General features: G+C 61.3%; 22 protein-coding genes and 1 tRNA gene. 12 read left to right on the top strand and 11 right to left on the bottom strand.

The features are described 5' to 3' along the window. Positions 1-76 precede the first annotated feature (76 nt). Positions 77-2,704, bottom strand: coding sequence for an ATP-dependent chaperone ClpB (gene clpB / locus D1159_RS07100; RefSeq protein WP_161844984.1), 2,628 nt, complete (start codon positions 2,702-2,704; stop codon positions 77-79). 84 nt (positions 2,705-2,788) lie between these two features. Then, positions 2,789-3,217, bottom strand: coding sequence for an Hsp20/alpha crystallin family protein (locus tag D1159_RS07095; protein WP_161844983.1), 429 nt, complete (start codon positions 3,215-3,217; stop codon positions 2,789-2,791). Positions 3,218-3,541: 324 nt separating this feature from the next. Here D1159_RS07095 and D1159_RS07090 point away from each other — a divergent pair, with 324 nt between their 5' ends. The 8 genes from D1159_RS07090 to D1159_RS07055 all read left to right on the top strand — a co-directional run bounded on the left by D1159_RS07090 (position 3,542) and on the right by D1159_RS07055 (position 12,955). Next, complete coding sequence (locus D1159_RS07090; protein ID WP_347563647.1) at positions 3,542-4,918, top strand: MATE family efflux transporter; 1,377 nt, start codon at positions 3,542-3,544, stop codon at positions 4,916-4,918. Between the two features lie 159 nt (positions 4,919-5,077). Continuing rightward, on the top strand, positions 5,078-6,373 hold the full coding sequence (locus tag D1159_RS07085) for a cation:proton antiporter (RefSeq protein ID WP_161844982.1): 1,296 nt from the start codon (positions 5,078-5,080) through the stop codon (positions 6,371-6,373). Between the two features lie 138 nt (positions 6,374-6,511). Next, positions 6,512-7,465 (top strand): helix-turn-helix domain-containing protein, encoded by a 954-nt coding sequence (locus D1159_RS07080; RefSeq protein ID WP_161844981.1) that lies wholly within the window; start codon positions 6,512-6,514, stop codon positions 7,463-7,465. Positions 7,466-7,550: 85 nt separating this feature from the next. Continuing rightward, positions 7,551-8,582 (top strand): UDP-glucose 4-epimerase GalE, encoded by a 1,032-nt coding sequence (gene galE / locus D1159_RS07075; RefSeq protein ID WP_161844980.1) that lies wholly within the window; start codon positions 7,551-7,553, stop codon positions 8,580-8,582. Further along, positions 8,579-9,502, top strand: coding sequence for an NTP transferase domain-containing protein (locus D1159_RS07070; RefSeq protein WP_161844979.1), 924 nt, complete (start codon positions 8,579-8,581; stop codon positions 9,500-9,502). Before galE ends, D1159_RS07070 begins: the two co-directional genes overlap by 4 nt. A 521-nt stretch (positions 9,503-10,023) precedes the next feature. Beyond that, positions 10,024-10,410, top strand: a complete 387-nt coding sequence (locus tag D1159_RS07065; protein WP_161844978.1) for a hypothetical protein — start codon at positions 10,024-10,026, stop codon at positions 10,408-10,410. Positions 10,411-10,566: 156 nt separating this feature from the next. Continuing rightward, positions 10,567-10,752 (top strand): YdeI/OmpD-associated family protein, encoded by a 186-nt coding sequence (locus D1159_RS07060; RefSeq protein ID WP_161844977.1) that lies wholly within the window; start codon positions 10,567-10,569, stop codon positions 10,750-10,752. A gap of 211 nt (positions 10,753-10,963) precedes the next feature. Continuing rightward, the gene (locus D1159_RS07055; RefSeq protein ID WP_161844976.1) at positions 10,964-12,955 is read left to right on the top strand and encodes a fructose-1,6-bisphosphatase; all 1,992 of its coding nucleotides are present in this window, start codon (positions 10,964-10,966) and stop codon (positions 12,953-12,955) included. Between the two features lie 176 nt (positions 12,956-13,131). Here the strand turns inward: D1159_RS07055 and D1159_RS07050 are convergent, their stop codons facing one another. From D1159_RS07050 to D1159_RS07035, 4 genes are read right to left on the bottom strand one after another with little or no spacing between them, the layout of a single operon-like run. After that, positions 13,132-14,217: a hypothetical protein gene (locus tag D1159_RS07050; RefSeq protein ID WP_161844975.1), complete on the bottom strand. Its 1,086-nt coding sequence runs from the start codon at positions 14,215-14,217 to the stop codon at positions 13,132-13,134. Continuing rightward, the gene (locus tag D1159_RS07045) at positions 14,214-15,311 is read right to left on the bottom strand and encodes a hypothetical protein (RefSeq protein WP_161844974.1); all 1,098 of its coding nucleotides are present in this window, start codon (positions 15,309-15,311) and stop codon (positions 14,214-14,216) included. Before D1159_RS07045 ends, D1159_RS07050 begins: the two co-directional genes overlap by 4 nt. After that, on the bottom strand, positions 15,308-17,068 hold the full coding sequence (locus D1159_RS07040) for an HSP90 family protein (protein WP_161844973.1): 1,761 nt from the start codon (positions 17,066-17,068) through the stop codon (positions 15,308-15,310). The genes D1159_RS07045 and D1159_RS07040 overlap by 4 nt, the downstream gene beginning before the upstream one ends. A 13-nt stretch (positions 17,069-17,081) precedes the next feature. Beyond that, the gene (locus tag D1159_RS07035; RefSeq protein ID WP_161844972.1) at positions 17,082-17,882 is read right to left on the bottom strand and encodes a DUF2262 domain-containing protein; all 801 of its coding nucleotides are present in this window, start codon (positions 17,880-17,882) and stop codon (positions 17,082-17,084) included. A gap of 190 nt (positions 17,883-18,072) precedes the next feature. Here D1159_RS07035 and D1159_RS07030 point away from each other — a divergent pair, with 190 nt between their 5' ends. Then, positions 18,073-18,753: a DUF421 domain-containing protein gene (locus D1159_RS07030; protein WP_161844971.1), complete on the top strand. Its 681-nt coding sequence runs from the start codon at positions 18,073-18,075 to the stop codon at positions 18,751-18,753. Then, positions 18,750-19,130, top strand: coding sequence for a DUF4363 family protein (locus D1159_RS07025; protein ID WP_161844970.1), 381 nt, complete (start codon positions 18,750-18,752; stop codon positions 19,128-19,130). The genes D1159_RS07030 and D1159_RS07025 overlap by 4 nt, the downstream gene beginning before the upstream one ends. A gap of 173 nt (positions 19,131-19,303) precedes the next feature. Here the strand turns inward: D1159_RS07025 and D1159_RS07020 are convergent, their stop codons facing one another. The 5 genes from D1159_RS07020 to D1159_RS07000 form a co-directional block, all read right to left on the bottom strand. Further along, positions 19,304-20,596, bottom strand: a complete 1,293-nt coding sequence (locus tag D1159_RS07020; protein ID WP_161844969.1) for a polysaccharide deacetylase family protein — start codon at positions 20,594-20,596, stop codon at positions 19,304-19,306. A gap of 218 nt (positions 20,597-20,814) precedes the next feature. After that, positions 20,815-21,312, bottom strand: coding sequence for a Gx transporter family protein (locus D1159_RS07015; protein WP_202620978.1), 498 nt, complete (start codon positions 21,310-21,312; stop codon positions 20,815-20,817). After that, positions 21,309-22,190 (bottom strand): 4Fe-4S binding protein, encoded by an 882-nt coding sequence (locus D1159_RS07010; protein WP_202620977.1) that lies wholly within the window; start codon positions 22,188-22,190, stop codon positions 21,309-21,311. Before D1159_RS07010 ends, D1159_RS07015 begins: the two co-directional genes overlap by 4 nt. Further along, a complete protein-coding gene (locus D1159_RS07005; RefSeq protein ID WP_161844968.1) occupies positions 22,183-22,338 on the bottom strand; it encodes a CD1871A family CXXC motif-containing protein in 156 nt (51 codons plus the stop codon). Before D1159_RS07005 ends, D1159_RS07010 begins: the two co-directional genes overlap by 8 nt. Beyond that, the gene (locus D1159_RS07000; RefSeq protein ID WP_161844967.1) at positions 22,335-22,916 is read right to left on the bottom strand and encodes a TlpA disulfide reductase family protein; all 582 of its coding nucleotides are present in this window, start codon (positions 22,914-22,916) and stop codon (positions 22,335-22,337) included. Before D1159_RS07000 ends, D1159_RS07005 begins: the two co-directional genes overlap by 4 nt. Before the next feature lie 195 nt (positions 22,917-23,111). On the opposite strand from D1159_RS07000, the gene D1159_RS06995 reads away from it, so the two are divergent. Continuing rightward, positions 23,112-23,188: transfer RNA gene (locus D1159_RS06995), tRNA-Arg, on the top strand. A gap of 199 nt (positions 23,189-23,387) precedes the next feature. Continuing rightward, positions 23,388-24,860, top strand: coding sequence for an MBOAT family O-acyltransferase (locus D1159_RS06990; RefSeq protein ID WP_161844966.1), 1,473 nt, complete (start codon positions 23,388-23,390; stop codon positions 24,858-24,860). Positions 24,861-24,871 lie beyond the last annotated feature (11 nt).

Genomic DNA, 24,871 nt, shown 5'->3' with positions numbered 1-24,871 from the left:
AGTAATCTCCTCCATGTGTTGCGGCTGCCGCCGCTTCGGATGGTGGGCAAAGCCGCCCGGGGTGGCGTTCTTCTGGTTAGGCCTCCTCCGTCCTGGGAAGGATGGCCATGGCGTCCACAGTGAGCGCCCCGTTTTGGACATCCACCAGCAGGGTATCGCCGGCGCCGGCCTGGCCGGCGATGATTTTGCGGCTGATGAGGGTTTCCGCTGTGTGCTGGAGGTAGCGGCGCAGAGGCCGGGCGCCGTAGACGGGGTCGTAGGCCGTGTCGATGATGAGCTGCTTGGCCGGTCCGGTGAGGGTGCAGCGGAGATTCTTGTCCTGGAGCCGCCGGTTCAGCTCGTCTACCATCAGATCGATGATGTGGGCGACATTCTCTTTGGACAGGGGTTTATAGAAGACAGTCTCGTCCAGCCGGTTGAGGAATTCCGGCCGGAAGGAGCGCTTGAGCAGCGCGCTGACCTGTTCCTTGGCGGCGGGGGTGATCGCTCCGTCCGCGCCAATACCCTCCAGCAGAATCTGGCTGCCCAGGTTGGAGGTAAGGATGATGATGGTATTCTTGAAGTCCACGGTTCTGCCCTGGCTGTCCGTAATCCGGCCGTCGTCCAGGACCTGCAGCAGGATGTTGAATACGTCCGGGTGGGCTTTTTCCACCTCGTCGAATAGAATGACGCTGTACGGTTTTCGCCGCACCGCCTCGGTGAGCTGGCCGCCCTCCTCGTAGCCCACATAGCCGGGCGGGGCGCCGATGAGCCGGGAGACGGAGAATTTCTCCATATACTCGCTCATGTCAATGCGCACCAGATTTTTCTCACTGTCAAAGAGGGCCTCGGCCAAAGTCTTGGCCAGCTCGGTTTTGCCCACGCCGGTGGGGCCCAGGAACAGGAAGGAACCGATGGGCCGGTCCGGACTGGCCACCCCCGCCCGGCTGCGGAGAATGGACTCTGCCACCAGGCGCACGGCGTTCTCCTGGCCCACTACCCGCCGGTGGAGGATATCCTCCAGGTGGAGGAGCTTTTCCCGTTCCCCCTCCATCAGCCGGGCCACGGGAATGCCGGTCCACCGCTCGATAATGCGGGCGATCTCTTCCTCCGTCACCTTGTCCCGCAGGAGGGAATGGGCCTTACTCTGCTGGGCCAGAGCCTCCTCCGCCTCCAGGGCGCGGCGCAGCTCGGGAATTTTGCCGTACTGGAGCTCGGCGGCGCGGTTCAGGTCATATTCCCGCTGGGCTTTTTCCAGCTGGGCGTTGGCCTCCTCCAGCTCGGCCCGGAGCTGCTGGACCTTGCCGATGGCGTTTTTCTCGTTCTCCCACTGGGCCTTTTTGGCTTTGAACTCGTCCCGCATGTCGGACAGCTCCCGCTGTATGTCCGCCAGATGTTCCTTGGAGAGGGGATCGTCCTCTTTTTTCAGGGCGGCCTCCTCGATCTCGTGCTGGATGATCTTCCGCTGGATGACATCCAGCTCGGTGGGCATGGAGTCGATCTCCGTACGGATCATGGCGCAGGCCTCATCCACCAGGTCGATGGCCTTGTCGGGGAGGAAGCGGTCGGTAATGTACCGGTTGGACAGGGAAGCGGCGGCGAGGATGGCGCCGTCCTGAATTTTCACCCCGTGAAAAACCTCATACCGCTCCTTCAGCCCCCGGAGGATAGCCACGGTGTCCTCCACAGTGGGCTCGCTGACCAGTACAGGCTGGAAGCGGCGCTCCAGCGCGGCGTCCTTTTCGATATACTGCCGGTACTCGTTGAGGGTAGTGGCGCCGATGCAGTGGAGTTCCCCCCGGGCCAGCAGGGGCTTGAGCAGATTGCCTGCGTCCATGGCGCCCTCGGTTTTTCCCGCCCCCACGATGGTGTGCAGCTCGTCAATGAAGAGGAGGATTTTCCCCTCCGACTTCTTGACTTCGTTGAGGACGGCCTTGAGCCGCTCCTCAAATTCCCCCCGGTACTTGGCCCCGGCGATGAGGGAGCCCATGTCCAGGGCGAAAATGGTCTTGTCCCGCAGGCTGGCGGGGACGTCTCCCTTCACAATGCGCTGGGCCAGCCCCTCGGCGATGGCGGTCTTGCCCACGCCGGGCTCACCGATGAGCACCGGATTATTCTTGCTCTTGCGGCTGAGAATGCGGATGACATTGCGGATCTCGTCATCCCGGCCGATCACCGGGTCCAGCTTGTTCTGCCGGGCCCGCGCTACCAGGTCAGAGCCGTATTTTTTCAGCGCCTCATAGGTTTCCTCCGGATTGTCCGAGGTTACGCGCTGATTGCCCCGCACTGCGGCCAGAGCCTGCAAAATGCCCTCTCTGGTCACGTTGTACACCCGCAGAAGCTCCTTCAGAGCCTGATTGGGGTGGTCTGCCAGGGCCAGCAGCAGGTGCTCCACCGATACATAGTCGTCCTTCATGGAGGCGGCGGTGGACTCGGCGGCGTTGAGGACCTGTTCCACATCCTGGGCCACGTAGATCTTGTTGGCCTCCCGGCCGGAGCCGGACACCCGGGGGAGCTTCTCCACCTGGGCCTTTACCGCGGCGGTAAAGCTGGGCACGGTGAGCCCCATGTGGGCCAGCAGCTGGGGCGCCAGCCCCTCCTCCGCCAGCAGGAGGGAGAGGAGCAGATGGGGCTGCTCAATCTGCTGGTTGCCGTACTCCACCGCGATGGACTGGGCCCCCTGGATGGCCTCCAGGGATTTTTGGGTATATTTTTGAGGATTCATCCTGATTCACGTCCCTTCTTAAAGGAAGAGGGCCAGCAAAAGTGAGCTGGCCCCCCGTGTGCTGTCAACAAAAAGAGATGAAGTTTACTCAATGGTGATGCGCCGGGCCTCCGGCAGGACGGGCTTGGCTTTGGGCAGGCACAGTTCCAGAATGCCGTCCCGGTAGGCGGCGGTGATGCCGCTTTCATCAATGCCAGTAACATCAAAGCTGCGGGAGAAGGAGCCGTACCGGCGCTCCCGGCGGATATACTGGCCCTTGCCGTCCTTCTCCTCCTTTTTCTCGGTGTGCTCAGCGGAGATGGTGAGGATGCCGTCCTTCAGGTCCAGCTTGATGTCCTCCTTGCGGAAGCCGGGCAGCTCTGCCTCCAGGACGAACTGGGTGCCGCCGTCCCGAATGTCGGTGCGGAAGGCAGGCAGGCTGGCTGCGCTGTCCCCAAAGACCTTCCGCTGGAAATTGTCAAACGTGTCGAAAAAGTTGTCGTTACCCCGTTCAAAAGGGAGCATACCAAACATAAATAATCTCTCCTTCACAATAAATTCAAAGGTGGATGGGCTTGGCAATCCGAGCATTCCTTTGCTAACCGCCTGGAAATTCATCCGGTTTTTCCGGAGACTTCAGGGGGCTCAGAGGGCCTCATCTCTTTTTGTTGCTTCAAGTATAGGGGAATATTATGAACAAATATGCCTCTAAATATGTCTGAATTGTAAACTTAGCACTCTTAATACGAGAGTGCTAAAACTGCCGGACAGCGAAGGTTTTCCTTTACGGAAGGGGAGCGGTGCGCTATACTCAACCTCAGCGTTGGAGTTTTGGGCGCTAGAGGAGGAGCGGAGGCTGTGAAGAAGAGAAGGGGAAACGATCTGGGGCGGGACCCGGTGGCGCCGCTGGTGCTGCGGCTGGCCGTGCCCACCATGCTGGCCCAGCTGGTGAGTGTGCTGTACAGCATTGTGGACCGGATGTACATCGGCAATATTCCGGAGGCAGGAGGGTTGGCCTTGGCGGGGCTGGGGGTGTGCGGCCCCATTGTGACCCTGCTGGGATCTTTTGCTAGCCTGGTGGGCCTGGGGGGCTCGCCCCTGATGGCCATGCGCATGGGTGAGGAGCGGATAGACGAGGCCCAGCGCATTTTGAACAACTGTTTTCTGATGCTGCTGGTGCTGTCGGGAACACTCACCGCCCTGTTCCTCCTGTCCAAGAACTGGCTTTTGATGTGGTTCGGCGCCAGCCAGGCCACGTTTCCCTATGCGGATACCTACCTTACCATCTACACAGCAGGCACCTTTTTCGCCCTGCTCTCCGCTGGGCTGAACCAGTTTCTGATCTGCCAGGGGTTTTCCGGCCTGGGCATGGTCACAGTGATGCTGGGGGCGGTACTCAACATCGCTATGGATCCGGTGTTTATCTTTGGCTTTCACATGGGAGTGGCGGGGGCGGCGCTGGCCACGGTACTGTCCCAGGCGGCCTCCTGCGCCTTTGTGCTGGGGGCGCTGCTGAGCAAAAAGAGGCCGGTGCGGCTGGGCTGGGGTGGGTTCCAGCGGCGGATGATGGGGCGGGTGCTCACCTTCGGGCTGTCCCCCTTCCTCATCATCGCGTCGGACAGCGTCCTGCTCATTGTGCTCAATACGGTGCTCCAGCGGTACGGCGGCCCCGGCCTGGGGGACACGCTGGTCACCTGCGCCACCATTGTGCAGAGCTATCTGCTGCTTATCACGATGCCTATGGGGGGCCTCACGCTGGGAACCCAGCCGGTGATCAGCTTCAACTACGGCGCCGGCCGGCCGGAGCGGATCAAACAGGCCATGAAAACCATTGTGGCTGTGTGCCTGCTCTTCTGCGCTGGGATGATGGTCGTCACCCACACCCTGTCTCCCCTCTTTGTCCGCCTGTTTACCGCTGACGGGGAGATTGCGGCCCGCTCGGTGAGGTATATGAAGTGGTTTACCTGCATGATCCTCCCCCTGGCGGTGCAGTATCCCCTGGTAGATGAGACCACAGCGTTAGGCCGGGTGGGGCAGGCTCTGTTCTGCTCCATGTTCCGCAAGAGCGTTTTTCTGGCCTGCCTGCTCCTGCTGCCCCGGTGCTTCGGGGCGGAGGCGGTGTTCCTCTCAGAGCCTATCGCGGATCTCACCGCGGCCTGTGTGTCCACGGCGCTCTTCCTCTGCGCCCTGCCTCGTACTCTGTCCCAGTGTACACACAGCTGCGTTAAGTCGTAAAGGGCGAGTGGTCGGGCAAAACGACAAGGGAGCTTGGGAAAAGGATGGGTTGATTTGTTGAACTTTCCCCCCCAAACTGTTTGCAGTTTGGGGTAAAACGTGATATTCTACACTCAGTTGGTGTTAGTAATGTCATCAATCATTAGAGGTGTGAATGGAATGGAAGCAATTTTGGTTTGTGTGGCGCTGTCCCTTGTGGGCGGACTTCTGATGTCCGGCGTGGCGAAGAAGCTGGGCCTGCCTGCCGTTACAGCCTATCTGATTACCGGACTTCTCTTGGGCCCCTACTGTATCGGCCGTCTGGGCATCGCCGGTCTGGGCTTCAACAGCGAGGAGGCGGTCTCCGCCCTGAATATCCTCTCTCAGACGGCTTTGGGCTTCATCGCCTTTACCATTGGCAATGAGTTCCGTCTGGGCCAGCTGAAGAGCATGGGCCAGCGGGTCATTGTGGTGGGTATCCTCCAGGCCGTTATTACGACGGCATTGGTGGATGCGGCGCTGATTGGCCTCCACTTTATGAACCCCGGCCTCATCAGCATTTCCTCTGCGGTTACTCTGGGCGCTATCGCGGCGGCCACGGCCCCGGCGGCCACTTTAATGGTGGTGCGTCAGTACAAAGCGGATGGCCCTCTGACCCATCTGCTGCTCATGGTGGTGGCCATTGACGACGCGGTGGGCCTGGTGCTCTTCTCTGTGTCCTACGGTGTGGCCGGCGCCCTGGAGAGCGGCATGGTAAGCGTTGTCAACGTACTGGTAGAGCCAGTGGTGGAGATTATCCTCTCCCTGGGCCTGGGCGCTTTCGCCGGCTGGGTGCTGTACTGTGTGGAGAAGTATTTTCACTCCCGCAGCAAGCGGCTGTCCATCTCCATTGGCTTTGTCCTGCTGACGGTGGGCCTGTCCATGACGGAGTTTCAGGTGGGCAGCGTTCACTGCGGGTTCAGCCTGCTGCTGGTGTGCATGATGACCGGCACCATCTTCTGCAATGTGTGCGACTTCTCCGAGGAGCTGATGGACCGGGTAGACGGCTGGACCGCCCCGCTGATGATTCTGTTCTTTGTCCTGTCCGGCGCGGAATTGGATCTGAAGGTGATCTCTGATCCGCTGGTTCTGCTCATTGGCGTGGTGTATATTGTCTCCCGTTCTCTGGGCAAATACCTGGGGGCATTTTTCAGCTGCGCCGCCACCAAATGCAGCGAAAAGACCACCAAATACCTAGGCATCACGCTCCTGCCCCAGGCTGGCGTGGCCCTGGGCATGGCGCTGACCGCTCAAAGCCTGTCCGACGGGACCATGGTGCGCAATGTGGTGCTCTTCTCCGTGCTGATTTACGAGCTGGTAGGTCCCACGCTGACGAAGTGGGCCCTCACCGCCGCCGGAGAGATCCGGCCCGAAAGCGGCGCCTCTGTGCGCCAGGTAAGAGCCTCCAAAAAGCTGCTGCGGCAGGGGAGTAAATGAAACAAAAATAATCTGCGGTAAAAAACGGCTGCCTGCATCTGCGGGCGGCCGTTTTCGTGTACTGCGGCGGAAAAAATTGACTTATGAAGCCATACCGGGGCGCCGCCTGTGATACAATAGCCCCAAGGGGGAATGACTATGGACAGCCAGCGGACCGGCTTGGGCCAGGGGAAAGAGGGGACTGGAGGCGATCGCCCCCTTGTGCCCCGCCGCCCCCTGGAGGTTCAGGCGCTGTATTCGGTACGCCGCTTTGAGTATGGGGGCAGCGATACCTTCACCGGAGAGCGCCATGATTTTTGGGAGCTGCTCTATGTGGACAAAGGCGCCCTGCAGGTGACCGTGGGGGAGCGCATCTTTTTTTTGAACCAGGGGCAGCTGATCTTCCACGCCCCCGGGGAGTTCCACGCCCTCTCCGCCACAGGGGCGGCCCCGGATCTGGTGGTGGCGGGCTTTGGCTGTAACAGCCGGTGGATGGAGTTTTTCCGGGGGCAGGTGGTGCTGGCCGGGGCGGAGGAGCGGGCGCTCCTGGCCCGCATGGTGGCGGAGAGCGCCAACGCCTTTTCTACCCCCCTGAACGACACCGCCCCGCCGGCCCTTCAGCGGCGGGCCGGAGCCCCCTTCGGAGGGGAGCAGCTGCTGTGCGCCGCTCTGGAGGAGCTGCTGATACGGCTGCTCCGCCGCAAGGAGGAGCCGGATCAGCGTACTGCCCGGCAGACGGGAGCCCCCGGCACGGTAGAGCAGGTTATGGAGTATCTGGAGCAGCGGGTGGACCGCCCCCTCACCCTGGCGCAGATTTGCCGGGACAATCTGGTGGGCCGCAGCCAGCTGCAAAAGCGCTTCCACGCCCGCACCGGCGGCGGGGTGATGGAGTACTTTGGCCAGCTGAAAATCCGGGCCGCCCAGCGGATGATCCGAGAGGGGCAGCTGAATTTCACCCAGATTGCCGCCCGCCTGGGCTACCAGTCGGTTCACTACTTCTCCCGCCGGTTCCGCCTGTCCACCGGCATGTCCCCCAGCGAGTACGCCCGCAGCGTCAAAATGCTCTCTCAGCTTGCCGGAGCAAAGCCGGATGATAGTGCAAATAATGGGTAGGATCGTCTATTTTCATTTCGGCGCAGTCCTTCTACAATAGGAAATAAGAATTTGAAATAAAAATCCTGGAAAGGGGCAAATATCTATGTCTATTTTGGTCAGCGGCGGCGCCGGATATATCGGCAGCCACACCTGTGTGGAGCTTATCCAGGCAGGGTACGACATTGTTGTGGCGGACAATCTGTGCAACTCCAGCGAGGAGGCCGTCCGCCGGGTGGAGCGGATCACCGGCAAACAGGTTCCCTTTGTCAAGGCGGAGCTGTGCCATGAGGACGAGGTGGAGGCGCTCTTCACCCGCTATCCGAACATTGACGCGGTCATCCACTTTGCCGGCCTGAAGGCGGTGGGGGAGAGCGTGGCCAAGCCGCTGGAGTACTATACCAACAATCTGGTAAACTCCCTGGTGCTGCTCAATGCCATGCGGCGGCATGGGGTGAAGCATTTTGTCTTCTCCTCCTCGGCAACAGTGTACGGCGACCCGGCCACCGTGCCCATCCGGGAGGATTTCCCCACCGGCGGCACCACCAACCCCTATGGCACCACCAAGCTCTTTCTGGAGCGGATTCTGACCGACTGCTGCGCCGCCAACCCGGGGCTCAATGTGGCGCTGCTGCGGTACTTCAACCCCATCGGCGCCCATGACAGCGGCCTCATCGGGGAGGACCCCAACGACATCCCCAACAACCTGGTACCCTATATCGCCCAGGTAGCGGTGGGCAAGCTGGAGAAGCTCCATGTCTTTGGAAACGACTACCCCACCCCTGACGGTACCGGCGTGCGGGACTATATCCACGTGGTGGATCTGGCCCGGGGCCATGTGGCCGCCCTGAAAAAGCTGGACACCAAGTGCGGCCTGTTTGTGTGCAATCTGGGCACCGGCAAGGGGTACAGCGTGCTGGACGTGCTCCACGCCTACGAGAAGGCCTGCGGCAAGACCTTGCCCTATACCATCGCCCCCCGCCGGCCCGGCGACATCGCCGTGTGCTACGCCGACCCGGCCAAGGCCAGGGAAGAGCTGGGCTGGGAGGCCCAGTTCGGGATTGAGGACATGTGCGCCTCCTCCTGGAAGTGGCAGTCGATGAATCCGGACGGATACAGAGGGGAGGGCGCTGTGTGAGCAAGCCTGTTCTGGTGATTATGGCCGCCGGTATGGGCAGCCGGTACGGCGGCCTGAAGCAGCTGGATCCCATAGGCAGCCACGGCCAGCTGATCATCGACTATTCTGTCTATGACGCCCGCCGGGCGGGATTTGAGACGGTGGTCTTCGTCATCAAGCCGGAGATTGAGGCGGATTTCAAGGCGTGTATCGGCGGCCGGGTGGCCCGGTCTATGGAGGTAAAATATGTCTGCCAGCGGAAGGAGGATCTGCCGGAGGGGTACGCCCTCCCGCCGGAGCGGGTAAAGCCTTGGGGCACCGCCCACGCCGCGTTAGCGGCCCGGCACGTGGTGGACGGCCCCTTCGCGGTGATCAACGCCGACGACTACTACGGGCCGGAGGCCTTTGCGGAGATCTACCGCTATCTGTGCGGGCACGCCGACGGGGCGATCTATGAGTATGCCATGGTGGGCTACCTGCTGAAAAATACCCTCAGCGAAAACGGTACTGTGGCCCGGGGCGTGTGCGAGGAGACAGAGGATCACTACCTGACCCAGATTGTGGAACGGACCAAAATCCAGCGGGGCACGCCCCCGCGCTTTACTGAGGACGACGGGACAACCTGGACGGATCTGGATGAGAACACTGTCGTCTCGCTGAATATGTGGGGCTTCCACCGCAGCTTTCTGGACGAGGCGGCGGCCCGGTTCCCCGCCTTTTTGGACAAAACGCTGGCGGAAAACCCCCTCAAGGGGGAATATTTCCTGCCCGGCGTGGTGAGTCAGCTCATTGACGAGGGCAAGGCCCGGGTGAAGGTGCTCAGAAGTGGGGACAAGTGGTACGGCGTTACCTACCGGGAGGACAAGCCCGCAGTGATGGCCGCCATTGCCGAAAAGACCGCCGCAGGGCTCTACCCTGAGCAGCTGTGGGGGGGAGAATAGGACCGGCCGGCCAGGGGCGGCGGGTGCCTCTCCCTTCATCCGCGCCTGGCGCGCGGAACGTGGGGCTTGCCAGGCCGGGACTGCCGGACCTCCACCGCGGAGGTGTTCCAGCCTGTGGAAAAAGTGTGTTCGGCAGGCAGGGCGCAGTGTTCAGAACTTCAAAGGGTTCGGAACACAGTCTTGCTTGGGCATAAACGGGAAACCTGACAGCTCCTGTTCACACGATTTGTCCCTCCGGAACCTTCCGCTTTTGCGTTTTTTGACACACTGGCGCCCGTGCGTATCGGGCGCTTTTTGTGTGAATTTTGGGGAAGCGGTCAAAAAATTTTTCCGCCGTGCCGCTGGAATATGGTCTGGGTATTTCCCGTTCTTTCATCCATTTTTAATCTTTCCTTTATGGAAAATCAAAGACATTTCCGCCGGCCCGGGGTATAATAGACTCACGCTGGGGAGGCTGAAGACCGACGTCTTCCCTTGGCGGCGGACATTGACCTTTCACGACTTTTTAAGGAGGTACACTTATGTGGGATAAATTCAGCGACGCTTTGATGAACGTGGCCTTTGCCGGCGTAGGCGCTGCGGCCATCGCGGTGGAGAAGGCCGGCGAGGTGGGCAAGGTCCTGGTGGAGAAGGGGGAGGAGGCTGTAGAGCAGGGCCGCCAGCTCAACGACGAGCTCCAGGAGAAGGGCCGCGCCATCTCCAAGGAGCGGCAGGAGCAGCGGTTTAACGCCGCCATTGCTGCCCTCACCGCTGAGGAGCGCCAAGCGCTGCGAAAGAAGCTGGATGACCTGGACGAAGAGGAGCGCCAGGCCGCGGAGATCGCCCGGCAGCAGGCCGGGGAGGACTGCGGCAACGTTACTGCCTTTCACTGCGGCGCGCCCGATGAGGACAGCCAGGACAACGAGTAAACCCGTATATGCCGGCCGGCGGAGCATCCGCCCGGCCGGCTTTGTTTTTGTGTTTTACGGCTGCGCCGCATTTTTCTTGATTCTCAGGGCGCCGGCGATAATTTTCTCGGTTTTGGACATACTGATGTCAGCATCTGTGGATGGAGGCTGAATTTTATGGAAGAGAATTTTTCCCCCGCAATTGTCTTTGGCGCCTGCCTGCGCTCCAACGGTGAGGCGGCGCAGTTCTATGACGCGTGCAGCTCCCAGCAGCGGCAGGCCATTCTGTGCCAGCTCCAGAAGCTCCGCTCTACCCAGGAGGTAGAGCAGTTCGTGGACCACCTGCCCAGCGCTGCCCTGTGAGGGAAGGAGAAAGGGAACCGGACCGGTTCCCTTTTTCCATGTCACGGCAGAACTGACGAAAAGAGCGCCGCATTTTCCCTTTAAAATTGCCTCTTCCCACAATTACTTATTGAAATATCATTGAAAGTCAGACTAAAGTGTGGCATAATATGGCCTATAAGTGTGCATATTCCTAATCCCAAATATAGAAATACAGAAGGAGGCCCGCTGAATGAAGCGTAAACAGACCTACAGTCCGGAAAATCTCCACTATTTAAAAATGCTGGCCCGCCAGTATCCCACCGTCCAGGCCGCCAGCAGTGAGATTATCAATCTCCAGGCCATCTTGAATCTGCCCAAGGGGACGGAACATTTTATCTCCGACATTCACGGCGAATATGAGGCGTTTTTACATATCCTGAACTCGGCCTCCGGCGTTGTGCGGGAGAAGTTGGACTCTCTGTACGGAGCCAGTCTTGTCCGCTCTGAGCTGGACCAGCTTGCCACCTTGATCTACTATCCCCAAGAGAAGCTGGACGAGATTGCCGCCCAAGTGGAAGATATGGACGAGTGGTACCGCATCACCTTCCATCGCCTTATTGAGGTCTGCCGTCTGGTTACCTCCAAGTACACCCGCTCCAAGGTGCGAAAGGCCCTCCCCAAGGACTACGCCTACATCATCGACGAGCTGCTCCACACCCATTACGAGGACAGCGACAAGCGGGACTATTATGAGAACATTATCTCCACCATCATCAAAACCGACCGGGCTTCCAACTTCCTGATTGAGCTGTGCGAGCTCATCAAGCGCATGGCCGTGGATCATATGCACATTGTGGGTGATATCTTCGACCGGGGCCCCCGGGCGGATATTATTATGGACTCTCTGCTGGACTACCAGAACATCGACTTCCAGTGGGGCAACCACGACATTCTGTGGATGGGCGCGGCCTCGGGATCCCGCACGCTGGTGGCCACCGTGCTGGCCAACTCCCTGCGGTACAACAATCTGGAGGTTATCGAGACCGGCTACGGCATTTCTCTGCGGCCCCTGTCCGTCTTCGCCAACGAGGTCTACAGGGACTGTGATGTGAAGCAGTTCGCCGTCAAGCTCACCAACGAGGACGCCGCTCAGTATACAGAGAAGGACAAGCTCCTGGCGGCCCGGATGCACAAGGCCATTACCATCATCCTCTTCAAGCTGGAGGGACAGAAGATCCTGCGTAATCCCTGTTTCCAGATGAACGACCGGCTGCTGCTGGACAAAATCGACTATGAGCGCAAGTCCATTGAAATCGGCGGCGTTACCTACGCTCTGGAGGACACCGACTTCCCCACCGTGGACCCCAAGGATCCCTATACCCTCACCGAGGAGGAGGACGCGCTCATCGTCCAGCTTACCAACTCCTTCCAGCACAGCGAAAAGCTCCAGCGGCACATCCGTTTCCTCTACTCCAAGGGGGGACTGTACAAGATTTTCAACGGAAACCTGCTCTTCCACGGCTGTATCCCCATGACGGAAGAGGGAGAGCTGATGCGCTTCTCCATCCAGTGCAATAATCTGGGTGGCCGGGCCTTCCTGGATCACGCGGAGCTGCTGGCCCGCCGGGCCTATTATAACAAGCCCGGCTCCCCCGAGCGGCAGTTCGGTATGGACTTCCTCTGGTTCCTGTGGGCCGGGCGGAACAGTCCAATCTTCGGCCGGGACCGGATGACCACCTTCGAACGGCGGCTCATTGCCGACGAGTCCTCCTGGACGGAGCCCAAAAACGCCTACTACAAGCACTATAACGAACCAGAAATCTGTCAAAGCCTGCTTAAGGAATTTGGCCTGGAGGGGCCCCACTGCCACATCGTCAACGGCCACGTCCCCGTCAAGTCCAAAAAGGGGGAAAGCCCTCTGAAGGCTGGCGGCAAGCTGCTGGTCATCGACGGCGGCTTCTGCAAAGCCTATCAGAAGACCACCGGCATTGCCGGTTATACCCTCATCTACAACTCCAGCTGCTTCCGCCTGGTCTCCCACGAACCCTTTGTAGGCCAGGCCAACGCCATCCGGAAAAACCGGGATATCAACTCCACCTCCGTGGTCTTCGAGCGGCTGGAATCCCGTATGAAAATCGCCCAGACGGACATTGGCCGCCGGCTTCAGGACCAGGTGGACGACCTTATGGACCTTCTCTCCGCCTATCGGAACGGCGCGATTGCGGAGGGGCATCAGGACTAGGCCATGTTTGAAAAATAGCAAAATGCACAGCGGTTTTACCCGCGCCGCGTACACAGTATGACTAGACAGCCGCCCGCCTGCGGGTTGGGCGTCCAGAGGGGGGAGACGCCCCTCTCTGACGCCCAACCCGCAGGCAGACATATTATTCCCCCGCAGGGGCGCTCCGTGGGGACCGCCTACGGATTCAGCCTCTTCGTCCGCGCCAAGTCATCGGTAAATAACCCAGACCCATTGCGGGCGTCGAACCGCCCTGCGATCTCCGAACACTGGTGATAGAACCAGCCGGCCAGCTCAGCGGAGAGATACCGCCCCGACGCCTGCCAGAGGGGGAATTGTTCCGGCAGCTCCAGCAGGACCTCGTCCCGCTGCTTTGCCAGGGCCTGGAATGTGACCCATGCCCCCTTGTAGAAGTCGTACCGCTTTTTCTGATCCCACATCCCGAGCGTCCACACCAGCCGGCGCTCCGCCAGGGCCACGGCGCTGTCCAGATCAGAGCGGGCCCAGGCGCACAGTACTGCGCCCAGGTAGGACAGATCGCTCTTGTCCCGGTTTCCCTTGCGGAAGAGGGCGTTGGCCTGCCCGGCGGCGGCGTCCCATTCCCCCCGGCTGAGGTAATCCTCCAGATAAGCCAGCCACATAAGCTGGGGCGTGTCCGAGCAGAAGTGGGTGCGCCCCGCTTTCAGGGGCTTGGCGTACTCGTCCGCCGCTTTCCGATCCCCCATGATCAGGCTCATATGTACTGCGTGGCTCCGCTCACAGGCCCGGCAGTCAGACAGGCCGTCTCGGCCGGTCTTCCAAAACTTCTGGAAGTAAGAAAATGCCTTGTCTTTGTCTACATACATATAAAACTGGCACATCTGCCACCAGTAGGTCCGCAGGCCGAAGCGATAGCGCTTGACCAGGGCGTGGAATTGGTCCATGAGGGCCTCCCACTGTTCCATGGGGATCTGGGGCAGGCAGACAATGGGGTCGATGCCCATCTGCATAATCATCAGGTACATCTCATAGCCCTCCGGCCCCAAAGCGTCGGGATCTGCCTCGAAGATGGCGGCGAATTCCGCCGACACCGGCATGGCTTTTGGGGGATCGTCCCGGAAGGTAGCTTCGCAGGCGTACTCATACCGGAAGAGCAGCCGCCAGTAGGTGTCTCCCGCCTGATCCGCCTGCCGGATGGCGTCCTGAATCACCGCCATTTTGGCGGCTGTGCCCTGTGTGCTTTGAATCCGCCCCTCCCACAGTCTGCCCTGAAAGACTTTGCTCATAACGGATCCTCCCTAATCCAGCGGCCCGCCAGGGCCAGATTTTCCCCATACCAGCCGGTGCCGTTGCGCCGGTCAAAGGCCTGGGCGATGTCCAGCGCCTGGGCGTAAAACCACTCCGCCAGGGCATCACAGCCATACTGTCCATCCTTCCGCCACAGCGGGAAAGTCTGGGGGAGATCGAGGGGCAGGGGACCCATCCCCCTCAGTTGGGAACACAGTACCCACGCCCCCTTGAAAAAGTAATACTTCCGGCCCGCGTCCCACAGACCCAGGGCGTCTTTCATCCAGCGGCTCAGCAGGGCCGCGCCTGTGTCGGGCTGGCAGAAGGCAAAGCAGCGCATCAGTGAGCCCACATACTCCAAATCGCTCTTATCCCGGCAGCCGCCGCGGAGCAGTTTTCTGGCCAGAGGCTGGGCTTTTTTCCACTCCCCCCGGTTGAGATGGGCCTCAATAAAGCTATGGTAGGTGTTCCACGGTACGTCGTGGCATTCCCGGCTCCCGTCGAAGATGGACGCCGCCAGCCGCTGGGCCTGGGGCCAGTCCCCGATGTGCAGGGCAAACCACACCATGCCGTCCTGTTCGCAGGCCCTGCAGTCGGAGTAGATATCGATCTTGCTGCGCTGAAACGCGGCATAGTGCTCCTTGGCCCGATCCAGATCCACGTAGGCGTAGAACTCGCAGCAGATCCAGTGCCACAGCCGTTCCCCCTTGCGGTAGCGGCGCACCTGCTCTTCCAGACGGCCCAGCAGTCCCTCGCAGGTCTCCATAGACAGCTGAGGCAGGTTTACCCCCAGCTCCGCGCAGGGCTCTGCCGCCAGAAAGCGGCACATCTCTCCCAAATTTCCCAGGCCGTCGGGATACTCGTCCAGCAGGGCAAAGAATTCCCCGCACACCGGCAGGGCCTTGGTCTTGTCGTCCACAAAGCCCACATCGAAAATATAGTCGCAGCGAAAGCGCAGCCGCCAAAAGAGATCCCCCGCCTGGTCCGCCTGCCGGATGGCCTGCTGAAGGGCCTCCAGCTTTATGGTCCCCCTGGGCATCTGCTCAATGCTCCGATCCAGGGCCTCCCCTGAAAATGGTACTTGTCCGCTCATATGCTTCCCCCCTGGTGGTCAAGCAGCTCCAGCAGGGCCTCACTCATGGTCTTCAGCTCCCCGCTGCGCAGGGCATATCCCCCGGTGATGAGAGCCTGGACGTAGAGAATTCGGGCCACGCTCCCCAGCAGGCCGGCGTCTTCCACCTGGGCCAGCCGCTGGATTAACCTGCTGTTCAGATTCAGATAGAGGCTGGCCGCCGGCCGCTCCTCCGCCCCGGCAAGCAGAGAGGCCAGCGCGTCGGAGAAGACCCCGCGGCTCATGTCCTGGGCGGTCTGGACCTGGCGGAAGAACTGCACCTCGTCGCTCATGGTGTACAGGGCAGGCAGCTCCGCCGGCAGAAAGCGGCGCGCCTCCGCCCGGCAGTCAAAGGGGGCCAGCGCCCGGCTGGCCGCCCGCTGAAGGGCGAAGACCTGCTGCCGCTCGTCCAGGGTGGGTTCCTCCAGCACCACGTCCATGCTCTCCTCCCGCAGCGGGCCGATGGCCAGGGAGAAGGCGCGGGCCAGCTTGGGGATGAGCTCCCCGTCAAAGGCGTAGCCGGTGCAGATGAGCAGCCGGTCCTGGGCCAGAAAGATAGGCTTGAGCTGGCGGAAGCGATCCACACTGCTCACCCACTCCCCGCGGCCCAGCCGTTTCAGCTTGCCGCCGCTGAGGCGGCCCTCGGAGGTCTCAAAGGTCAGATGGTCGATGAACAGGCGGAACAGACTGTCGTCCCACACCGCCATGGCCTTGATGGCCTGGCTGTGGACGGCCACAAGCTCCTCCAGAATGTCCGGCGACTCCCGGGCCAGGCGCTCCAGATGGGCCCGCACCGCCCCCTCGAATTCCGCTGTGGCGGCCTCCAGGGCGCCGTCCTCATAAAAATCCTCCCGGGAGGCGGTGGGGCGCAGGCCGCTGGTGTTGAGAAAGCACCGCAGGAAGAAGGCCCAGGGGGGGAGCAGCCGGTCCCCCCGCTCGGTAAGGAGCATGTACTTTAAGTAAATCCGGTGTCCGCTCTTCACCGACGCGTCGGTCTGATAGGGCAGGACAAAGGCCACCCCGTTCAGATGGGGTGTGTGGATGAGAATGGCCTCCAGAAATTCCTCTCCAAAGAGCCATGCGCCGAAGGAGAGCAGCTGTCCCCGGCCAGTGTGGACAAAGTCGTCGGGGATGGCGTTGAGCCGCCGGTCCTCTCCGGCGAAGTACACCGGCACCGGAAGAGCCAGACCGTAGTACCGCACCAGCTCCTCCACCGCCTCCCGCTGGAAGTAGTGCTCCGCCCCGGGCCTGGCGGTGAGGATGACCGTGGTGCCGGGGGAGCAATCCTCCAGGGGCTCCAGGGTATAGGTGCCGTCGGGCCGCCCTGTCCAGGCGTGGGCCGGGCCGCCGTCCGCCGGCCGGGTGTGGACCACAATGGCGTCGGATACCATGAAGCAGGACAGCAGGCCAATGCCGAACCGGCCGATGTAATCCTCGGGAATGCGGCCGTCCTGGAGCTGCGTCTTGGAAGACTGTCCTATCACCGCCAGAAAGCGGTGGATCCCCGCCTCAGTGAGCCCCATGCCGTTGTCCCGGAAGGTGAGCCGCCTCCCCTCGGCAAGGGCGATGGTAATACGCCCCTCGTCCCAGCCCGGCTGCTCCTTCCGGCGCTGGGTAATGGCGTCCACACCGTTTTGCAGCAGCTCCCGGAGAAAGACGTCGGGGCTTTTATAGAGGTGGTTGGACAGTACATCCAGCATTCCGCCTAAATTCACCTGAAAGTGAAAGGATTCGCTCATCGCTTCCCCCTCCTCAGCCCATGATTTCCGCGTCCTGGGGCCCCTGATCCAGAGTGCCGGACACCACAATGGCGTGTCCCCAGAACAGATCTCCGTCGTCAAACCAGAAGGTAAACACGCCCTCCGGCCTGCCCTCAATGCTCTCCAGCCGCATCCGGCGGTGGAACGCCTCCTCTGTCAGCGGGTCCTCACCGTCGCCCAGCCAGGCGTCGTTTTTCAGCTCCAACAGCTCCTGACTGGCCTTTTCCAGCACGCGGCGGTTCCACTCCCCCTGGTGGTCCAGCAGGGTACACAGCGTGCGGGCGCTGTCCGCCATCTCTTCCTGTCCGCCCTGGTCAAAGTAGACGTCCACCGTCCGGCCCATCCACTGGGCCGCCCCCTCAAACCAGTTTACCGTCCGCTCCAGGGTAAGCCGGCCCAGGGCCGGGTGGTCGTAGTACACCGGCGTGAGCCGCCGGGCCAGAAGGGCCTCCAGCGCCGGGTCCGCCCCAGGGAGTACCTCCCCCGCCAGCAGCAGGGCGGCGCCACCCTCCTTGGAGCGGCGCACCGTTACCCGGTAGATATGGTCGGCCTCCAGCGTTTTTTGCATGGCCTTCAGCCCGCCGTCGTCCACCTGGGCCGACAGACAGCGGCGCTGCTCGCACATCTCCTCCCCCGGCGCCCGCCAGGCCGCAAGGTCAATGGAGGCCAGCCACAGCGTCTCCCCACGGCTTTTTCCGGCGCTTACGCCGCTGGCCCCGGTGAGTACCAGCCATTCCTCCGTCTCCAGGCAAAAGCGCCCCTCATAGCGCTCCCGTTCCTTCTGTTGACTCATTTTATCACGCTCCCGTTCAGCCGCCGGTCCGCCCCGGGGCTGTTCTTTTTGTGTGCATAAAAATTTTTTTATTTGTCTGACAGACATTATACTACGGCGCGGCCGCGATTTCCACCAGGGAATAAATCCGGCAGCGCAGGCTCATACTAGAGGCAGCGCACGTCCAACCTTGTCTTTAGGAGGTCCCTCTATGGTCATTGCCCTGCTGCGCACGGTCATTTTATACATCCTCATTATCGCCGGCATCCGGCTGATGGGCAAGCGGCAGGTGGGGGAGCTGGAACCCTCGGAGCTGGTGCTGGCCCTGCTCATCGCAGACCTGGCGGCGGTGCCCATGCAGGATCTAGGGATTCCCCTGGCGGCGGGGGTCATGCCCATTCTGGCGCTGCTGGCCCTGACGATGGTGATCTCCGTGCTCAATCTGCGCAGCCTGCGCTTCCGGGCGCTGCTGTGCGGCCGGCCCAGCATGGTGGTGGAGAACGGCCGGGTCATTGAGCATGAACTGCGCCGCAACCGCTTTACTTTGGACGAGCTGATGGAGGAGCTGCGCCTCAATGGAGTTACCGACCTGAATACCATAAAATACGCCATTCTGGAGACCAATGGACAGCTGTCCGTCCTCCTCCGGGCGGAGGAGCAGCCCATTACCGTCAAGCAGATGAATCACAAGGCGGAAGAGCCCGGCCTGCCCCTGCCGCTGATCAACGACGGCCGGGTGATTGAGCCTAATCTCCGGGTCCGGGGGCTCAGCCGGGCCTGGCTGGACGACTGCCTGGCCCAGCACAACGCCCGCCGGCCGGAGGAGGTCTTCCTCCTCACCGTGGATGAGCAGGGGAAGGTCTATTTCGCCGCGAAGGAGGAGCAGAAATGAAGCGTCTGTGGATCGCCCTGGGCCTGTTGGGCCTGCTGCTGACCGCCACACTGTATAACGCCCAATATCTGGATCGGCTCACCGGACAGCTTTGCGTACAGCTCCTCCAGGCGGAGCAGCTGGCCGCCAGGGAGGACTGGGGCCAGTCCGAGGCCCTGATCCGCGCCGCCCAGGGGGCATGGGATGCCCGGGAGTTCTACCTCCACGTCACCCTGCGCCACGGGGACACGGACCAGATCAAAACCGGCTTTGACGAGACCCTCCGCCTGCTGCGCAGCCGGGAAGGGGGCGAGTACGCCGCCGCCTCCGCCCGGCTGGTCCGCCAGCTCCAGCTGATCTCCGAGGCGGAACAGCTCACCCTGGAGAATTTGCTGTAAGCCGCAAAAAGCCTGCCGAAACCTCTTTCGGCAGGCTTTTTTGTATGGTTTTCTCACAAATCATTTCCGAAAGCGGGGCGGGGAAAACCTTTGTCAATCAAGAACAGGGGGGTACCTATTGATTGAGGTGTCCTGCAGGGGCAAGCGCCCTATCGCTGCCGCCGCTCCAATGATTATTTATACCAGCCCAGGTTCGGACGGACCTCCAGGTCAATGATCTCAGTGGCGTCATAGAACTGCTGGTACCACTCCCGGGCCCGGGCGCTGCGCAGGGTAGTGCCGTCTGGGTGGAGGCGGTCGCAGATGACGGCGGAGATATCGCTCTTGATTTTCGAGTAGGAGTTGATGCCCACGCTGGCGAAAATGCGGAAACCCTGGCTGTGGAGCCACTGGAACTGGGGACCGGCCTCCCCCTGGTCATGGTCGCCGTCGGGGCGGGCGCCGTGGGGGTAGAACAGGATCTGGGTGGGCCCCACCAGAGTGCCCACCTCCTCCGCCCAGCGCAGGGTGTCCCGCTGGATGCGCTCCATAGAGCTGGTAGACAGATTGATATGCCCCCAGGTGTGGGAGCCGAAAGTCCAGCCGGTCTCCTTCAGGCGCTGGATAATGGGCTTGACTGCCTCAATCTCGGCCTGGCGGTTAGCGTCAAAGGCGGGGCGGGCGGGGTCGTCCAGCGCGATGTCGATGTCGTTCTGGGTGCGGTAGCCCAGAATGCCCTGATAGCCGGTGAGGGAGTAGATGGCCTTGGCCCCGTTCAGGGAGAAGTCCGGGTGCTCCAGCACGAACTTGTCCAGCAAGGTGGTGGCGTCCAGATCCTGGGTGAGGAAGGTCTCCTGGGTATAGGGGTCGGTACACTGGGCCCAGATCTGGCCGTCGTCCCCCAGGACCAGCTTGGAGGTAAAGCCCTCCTCCAGCATATACTCATAGTAGTTCACGTCGTCGAAGGAGATGACCAGAGGCTTTTTCCCCTCGGGGAGCATGAGGGTGTTGCGCACCATCCGGGTGCTGCCGTTCTCGCCGGCCTCCTCGGTCCACACATCCTCCATACGAACCAGAATGTAGCCCCGGTCGTAGACGCTCTGGATGATTTTGTTGAACTCATCCACCGTTACCATCCAGTCGTCCAGGCCGTCTTTCTGGCTCTGGGAGGAGGCGCAGTCGTGGAAGGCCCACTGGGGGTATGCGATGACAGGGTGAAAAAACAGGTGCTCCACCACCTGATTAGGCCCCCAGGCCTGGGTGAGCTGATCCTCGGACCAGTAGGTCTTCACCGCGTCATAGGGGTCTGCGGCGGAGGGGGGATCCGGCGTAGGCGCGGGGGTCTGCTGGCCGTCCTGGGCGGCGGAGGGGGAGGGCGTGGGCGTGGGTTCGCTGCCGCCCGGAGAAGCTCCCTTTTTGCAGCCGGCTATGGATAAGGTGAGCAGCAGCGCCATGGAAAGAGCCGCACCTGATTTGAACAGATTCATCTTGGATCGCATCCTCTCGTGATATCATTTGTCTGTCGGAGTACAGTTACCATAATACAATAGTACGCAGCAAAATAAATCACAAATCAGTTACAAATCCTTACAGATTTATGAAGATTTCGGCCCAATTCTCCTGGCAGGCATTCAATTAGACGCTGCCGCCGGCGAAAAAGTTTCCTTTGCCGGAATATTTTTGGGGAACAGCGCCCGTTTCCGCGCTATTGCACAGGGACCACCCGCCGCACCAGCAGGGAAGAGACAGTGCCGGTGACGCCGCCGGTGATGATGGAGCATAAAAGCAGCGCAGGCAGGTAAACCAAAGGAGCCCGGCTGCCCAGCACCGCCATAGCGGCCAGGATCTGCCCGGTGTTGTGGGCGGCGGCGCCCAAAATGGACACCCCATAGAGGGACAGCCCCGGCAGGCAGAGGGCGGCGGCCGTCACACCAAGGGCCAGCAGTCCGCCGGTGAGGGAGAAAGCCAGGGCCGTCAGATTCCCCCCCAGAAGGCTGCCCAAAAAGCAGCGGACCAGAAGAATCGCCAAAGCCTCCCGCCGGCGCAGGCGGCATAGGGCGTACACCGTCACCAGATTGGACAGCCCCAGCCGCAGGCCGGGGAGGGGGATGAGAACGGTGAGGGGGGCCAGACGCTCCACGGCAGACAGGGCCAGCGCCAGAGCGGTGAGCACGGCGCAGCGGGTGAGGGTACGCGGATTCATGGCTTGCGCTCCTTCCGGGGGCGGGGCGTCAAGGGAAAGGTGGAGGTGAGCGCGCCGGTGGGACAGGCCCGGAGGCAGTCCCCGCACCGGATACACTCCATACTGTTGGGCTGGCGGCAGGGGGACAGGTCCAGCTTGCAGGCGGCGCGGCACTGTCCACAGCCAATGCATTTTTCCTCATCCAGCTTTAAGCGGCAGAAGGCGATGGGGTTAAACAGGCCGTAGACAGCCCCCAAAGGGCACAGATAGCGGCAGAAGGGCCGGTATACTGCCGCAGAGAGGAGGATCAGAACAATCAGAATAGCGCTCTTCCAGGCGAAAAGAGCGCCTAAAACCGCGCGGAGGGCGCCGTTGGCCGCAGCCAGGGGCCAGCCGGCCAGCAGTGTGCCGGAGGGGCAGACCCATTTGCAGAACCAGGGGGAGCCCTGCCCAAAAGCGTCCAGGGCAAACATGGGCAAAAGGACGACAAAGCCGGCCAGAAGGAGATACTTCACCCAGCGGAGAAGTCGATCTCCAGGGAGGGTCTTTCGCTTGCGGGGGAAGGGAATACGGTGGAGCAGATCCTGGACCAGCCCGAAGGGGCACAGCCACCCGCACACAAAGCGGCCCAGCACCGCCCCGAAGAACAGGAGAAATCCCGTCACATAGAGGGCAAATTTATAATTTCCGCTGGCTAGAGCGGCCTGGAGGGCGCCCAGGGGGCAGGCGCCCAGCGCGCCGGGACAGGAGTAGCAGTTAAGGCCGGGGACGCAGTATCCTTTTGAGGCGCCCCGCCAGATTTTTCCCTGGGCAAAGCCCTGGGCGTATCCGTTGGTAAGGGCGGCCCAGGCCAGCTGTACCAACAGCCGCGGCCCCCGCCGCGTGTTCTGATTAGCCAAGGCCGATACACTCCATACACAGATTGACCGCCTTGATAAAGACGGCGTCCCGGCCCCCCAGCCGGGTCCCGATGACCAGCAGCGCCAGCCCCGTCAGAGTAAGGACAAGGGCCGGAAGAAATTTGAGAGAGGATTTGAGGGGACTCATGATACCTCCTCCAGCATCTCTTCGATGAGGGCGGCCCACTGCTCCTTGGTCTTCATGCCCAGGTGGAGGGAGCCGATCTGGTTGCCCTCGCTGTCTACAAAGAAGGTGGAGGGGAGGGCGTAGACCTGGCTGAGAAGGAAGAAAAGGTCCTCAGAAGGGAGAAGGTGGAGATAATCCGCCCCCGTGGCCTGGGCGATCTCCCGGGCGGAGGCCACCTGGTCCTGGTTGATGGAGCCGTCTTGGTTGAGCACGTCGCTGACCAGGCCCACAATCTGAAAGCCCCGGCCGGCGTATTCCTCATGGAGCTCCGCCAGGTAGGGCATTTCCTCCTTGCAGGGGGGGCAGAAGGTGCCCCAGACGTTCACCATGGTCAGATCGCAGCCGGAGAGAATGGACTGATCTACCGGATTGCCCTCCAGATCCGTGGCGGAAAAGGAACTGAGCACCCCAAACTGAGCCTGCTCAGAGGGGGCGGGGGAAAAGGCGGGAGAGGGCGTGACCTCCGCCGGCGCGGCGGAGGAACAGGCCGTCAGCGTCAGAAGCAGCGCGGCGCACAGGGTGGGGAGTTTACTTCCCATAACAGAAAACCTCCTAAATTTCCCAATATACCATCGGTTGAGAAGGAACGTTCAAATTACCGTCATCATAGCAGTTAACCGGCGGGAAGTCAATGCCGCCAGAAAAACCACGGATTTTTTGGAAAAAACCACTTGCATTTTGTCCGGCAGTGTGCTATTATAATCAAGCTGTCAGTGAGAAACACTGCACGGTATGCGGCTGTAGCTCAGCTGGATAGAGTGACTGGCTACGAACCAGTAGGTCGGGGGTTCGAATCCCTTCAGCCGTACCAGCTCAGAAATTCCCATCACTGCTCCGTTTCCGCCTAACGGCGAAAACTGCGCTGTGATGGGAATTTCTTCGCTTTCCCCGCGAACCCGCTTGGGCTTCGCGGGGAGGCCGGGGTGCTCCGTCAAATATAGCAGGGCGCGACGGCTCGGCGTGTCCTGATTATAGTATGATTTCGGCGGGGCAAATACGGAGGGATGCCAATGCTGTTTAATTCGGTAGATTTTTTGCTCTTCTTTCCGGTTGTCACACTGCTTTATTTTTTGCTGCCCCATGAGATACGGTGGATCTGGCTGCTGGGGGCGAGCTATTACTTTTATATGTGCTGGAACCCCAAATACGCTCTGCTGATGGCGCTGTCCACCGGGATTACCTATCTGAGCGGCCTGCTCATCGCCGGGGCGGAGAGAGAGGGGGGTGAGAAGCGCCGGGTCAGGCTGCGAAAGCTGTGGGTAGCGCTGAGCTTTTTGTCCAATCTGGCCATTCTGTTCTTTTTCAAGTACTGGGGCTTTTTCTGGGACAATGTGGAGGGAACGCTGGGTCTGGCAGGCATTGGACTGCGCCGGCCCGCCTTTGACGTGATGCTGCCGGTGGGGATCTCCTTCTACACCTTCCAGGCGCTGAGCTATACCATGGACGTCTACCGGGGCGAGGTGCCGGCGGAGCGGAATTTCTTCCGGTACGCCCTGTTTGTCTCCTTCTTTCCCCAGCTGGTGGCGGGGCCCATTGAGCGGTCCAAGAATCTGCTCTGCCAGGTGCGGGAGCGCCATACCTTCGACGCCAACCGGGCGAGAAGCGGCCTGCTGCTGATGCTGTGGGGGTACATTCAAAAGATGGTGATTGCCGACCGGGCGGCCGTTGTGGTGAACACGGTGTTTGACAGCTACAACCAGATGCCCTGGTGGGCGATCCTGGCGGGGACAGTTCTCTTCGCGGTGCAGATCTACTGCGACTTCGGCGGGTACTCCAACCTGGCCATCGGCGCGGCCCGGGTGATGGGCTTCCGGCTGATGGAGAATTTCCGCCAGCCCTACCTGTCCCGCTCCTGCGGGGAGTTCTGGCGGCGGTGGCACATCTCGCTGTCCACCTGGTTCCGGGACTGCCTGTATATCCCCCTGGGGGGAAACCGGAAGGGGAAGAGACGAAAGTACCTCAATCTTCTGATCACCTTCCTGGCCTCCGGCCTGTGGCACGGCGCGAGCTGGAATTTCGTGGTCTGGGGGGGGATAAATGGTATTTATCAGATCGCGGGGGAGGTCTCCCGCCCGGCCCGGGAAAAAACGTGGGCCGCCCTGGGCCTGGGGCGCTGGAAGCGGCTGCGGGGCGCGGTCCAGGTGGCGGTGACCTTTGTGCTCATCGACTTTGCCTGGCTGTTTTTCCGGGCGCCCTCTCTGCTCACCGCCCTGGACATCCTCCGCCACGCCCTGACCGGCGGCGCGGCGGGGGCTGTCTCCTTGGGTCTGGCCGGGCCGGAGCTGCGGGTGATGCTCCTGTCCATTGTGGTTCTGATCGGGGTTGATCTGGCCGGCACCAGAGTGCAGATCCCCGCGAAGATCATGGCGCTGCCCCTGCCGGTGCGGTGGATCATCTATCTGGCGGGGATCTACGCGGTGCTGATTTTCGGGATGTACGGCCCGGGCTTTTCCGAGTCCCAGTTTATCTATTTCCAGTTCTGAGGAGGGGCTGC

This window comes from Pseudoflavonifractor sp. 524-17, assembly GCF_009935845.1.
GTDB lineage: Bacteria > Bacillota > Clostridia > Oscillospirales > Oscillospiraceae > Pseudoflavonifractor_A.
The sequence above is the reverse complement of the archived record's forward strand: the minus strand, read 5'-3'. Positions and strand labels throughout refer to the sequence as shown.

What these genes read in the sequence shown, in the direction of transcription:
- D1159_RS07055 (WP_161844976.1), top strand. Translation starts at nt 10,964, where the DNA reads ATGAAGCGTAAACAGACCTACAGTCCGGAAAATCTCCACTATTTAAAA.
- D1159_RS07080 (WP_161844981.1), top strand. Translation starts at nt 6,512, where the DNA reads ATGGACAGCCAGCGGACCGGCTTGGGCCAGGGGAAAGAGGGGACTGGA.
- D1159_RS07030 (WP_161844971.1), top strand. Translation starts at nt 18,073, where the DNA reads ATGGTCATTGCCCTGCTGCGCACGGTCATTTTATACATCCTCATTATC.
- D1159_RS07035 (WP_161844972.1), bottom strand. Translation starts at nt 17,882, where the DNA reads ATGAGTCAACAGAAGGAACGGGAGCGCTATGAGGGGCGCTTTTGCCTG.
- clpB (WP_161844984.1), bottom strand. Translation starts at nt 2,704, where the DNA reads ATGAATCCTCAAAAATATACCCAAAAATCCCTGGAGGCCATCCAGGGG.
- D1159_RS06990 (WP_161844966.1), top strand. Translation starts at nt 23,388, where the DNA reads ATGCTGTTTAATTCGGTAGATTTTTTGCTCTTCTTTCCGGTTGTCACA.
- D1159_RS07060 (WP_161844977.1), top strand. Translation starts at nt 10,567, where the DNA reads ATGGAAGAGAATTTTTCCCCCGCAATTGTCTTTGGCGCCTGCCTGCGC.
- D1159_RS07065 (WP_161844978.1), top strand. Translation starts at nt 10,024, where the DNA reads ATGTGGGATAAATTCAGCGACGCTTTGATGAACGTGGCCTTTGCCGGC.
- D1159_RS07020 (WP_161844969.1), bottom strand. Translation starts at nt 20,596, where the DNA reads ATGAATCTGTTCAAATCAGGTGCGGCTCTTTCCATGGCGCTGCTGCTC.
- D1159_RS07015 (WP_202620978.1), bottom strand. Translation starts at nt 21,312, where the DNA reads ATGAATCCGCGTACCCTCACCCGCTGCGCCGTGCTCACCGCTCTGGCG.
- D1159_RS07095 (WP_161844983.1), bottom strand. Translation starts at nt 3,217, where the DNA reads ATGTTTGGTATGCTCCCTTTTGAACGGGGTAACGACAACTTTTTCGAC.
- D1159_RS07085 (WP_161844982.1), top strand. Translation starts at nt 5,078, where the DNA reads ATGGAAGCAATTTTGGTTTGTGTGGCGCTGTCCCTTGTGGGCGGACTT.
- D1159_RS07000 (WP_161844967.1), bottom strand. Translation starts at nt 22,916, where the DNA reads ATGGGAAGTAAACTCCCCACCCTGTGCGCCGCGCTGCTTCTGACGCTG.
- D1159_RS07025 (WP_161844970.1), top strand. Translation starts at nt 18,750, where the DNA reads ATGAAGCGTCTGTGGATCGCCCTGGGCCTGTTGGGCCTGCTGCTGACC.
- D1159_RS07045 (WP_161844974.1), bottom strand. Translation starts at nt 15,311, where the DNA reads ATGAGCGGACAAGTACCATTTTCAGGGGAGGCCCTGGATCGGAGCATT.
- D1159_RS07040 (WP_161844973.1), bottom strand. Translation starts at nt 17,068, where the DNA reads ATGAGCGAATCCTTTCACTTTCAGGTGAATTTAGGCGGAATGCTGGAT.
- D1159_RS07005 (WP_161844968.1), bottom strand. Translation starts at nt 22,338, where the DNA reads ATGAGTCCCCTCAAATCCTCTCTCAAATTTCTTCCGGCCCTTGTCCTT.
- D1159_RS07050 (WP_161844975.1), bottom strand. Translation starts at nt 14,217, where the DNA reads ATGAGCAAAGTCTTTCAGGGCAGACTGTGGGAGGGGCGGATTCAAAGC.
- galE (WP_161844980.1), top strand. Translation starts at nt 7,551, where the DNA reads ATGTCTATTTTGGTCAGCGGCGGCGCCGGATATATCGGCAGCCACACC.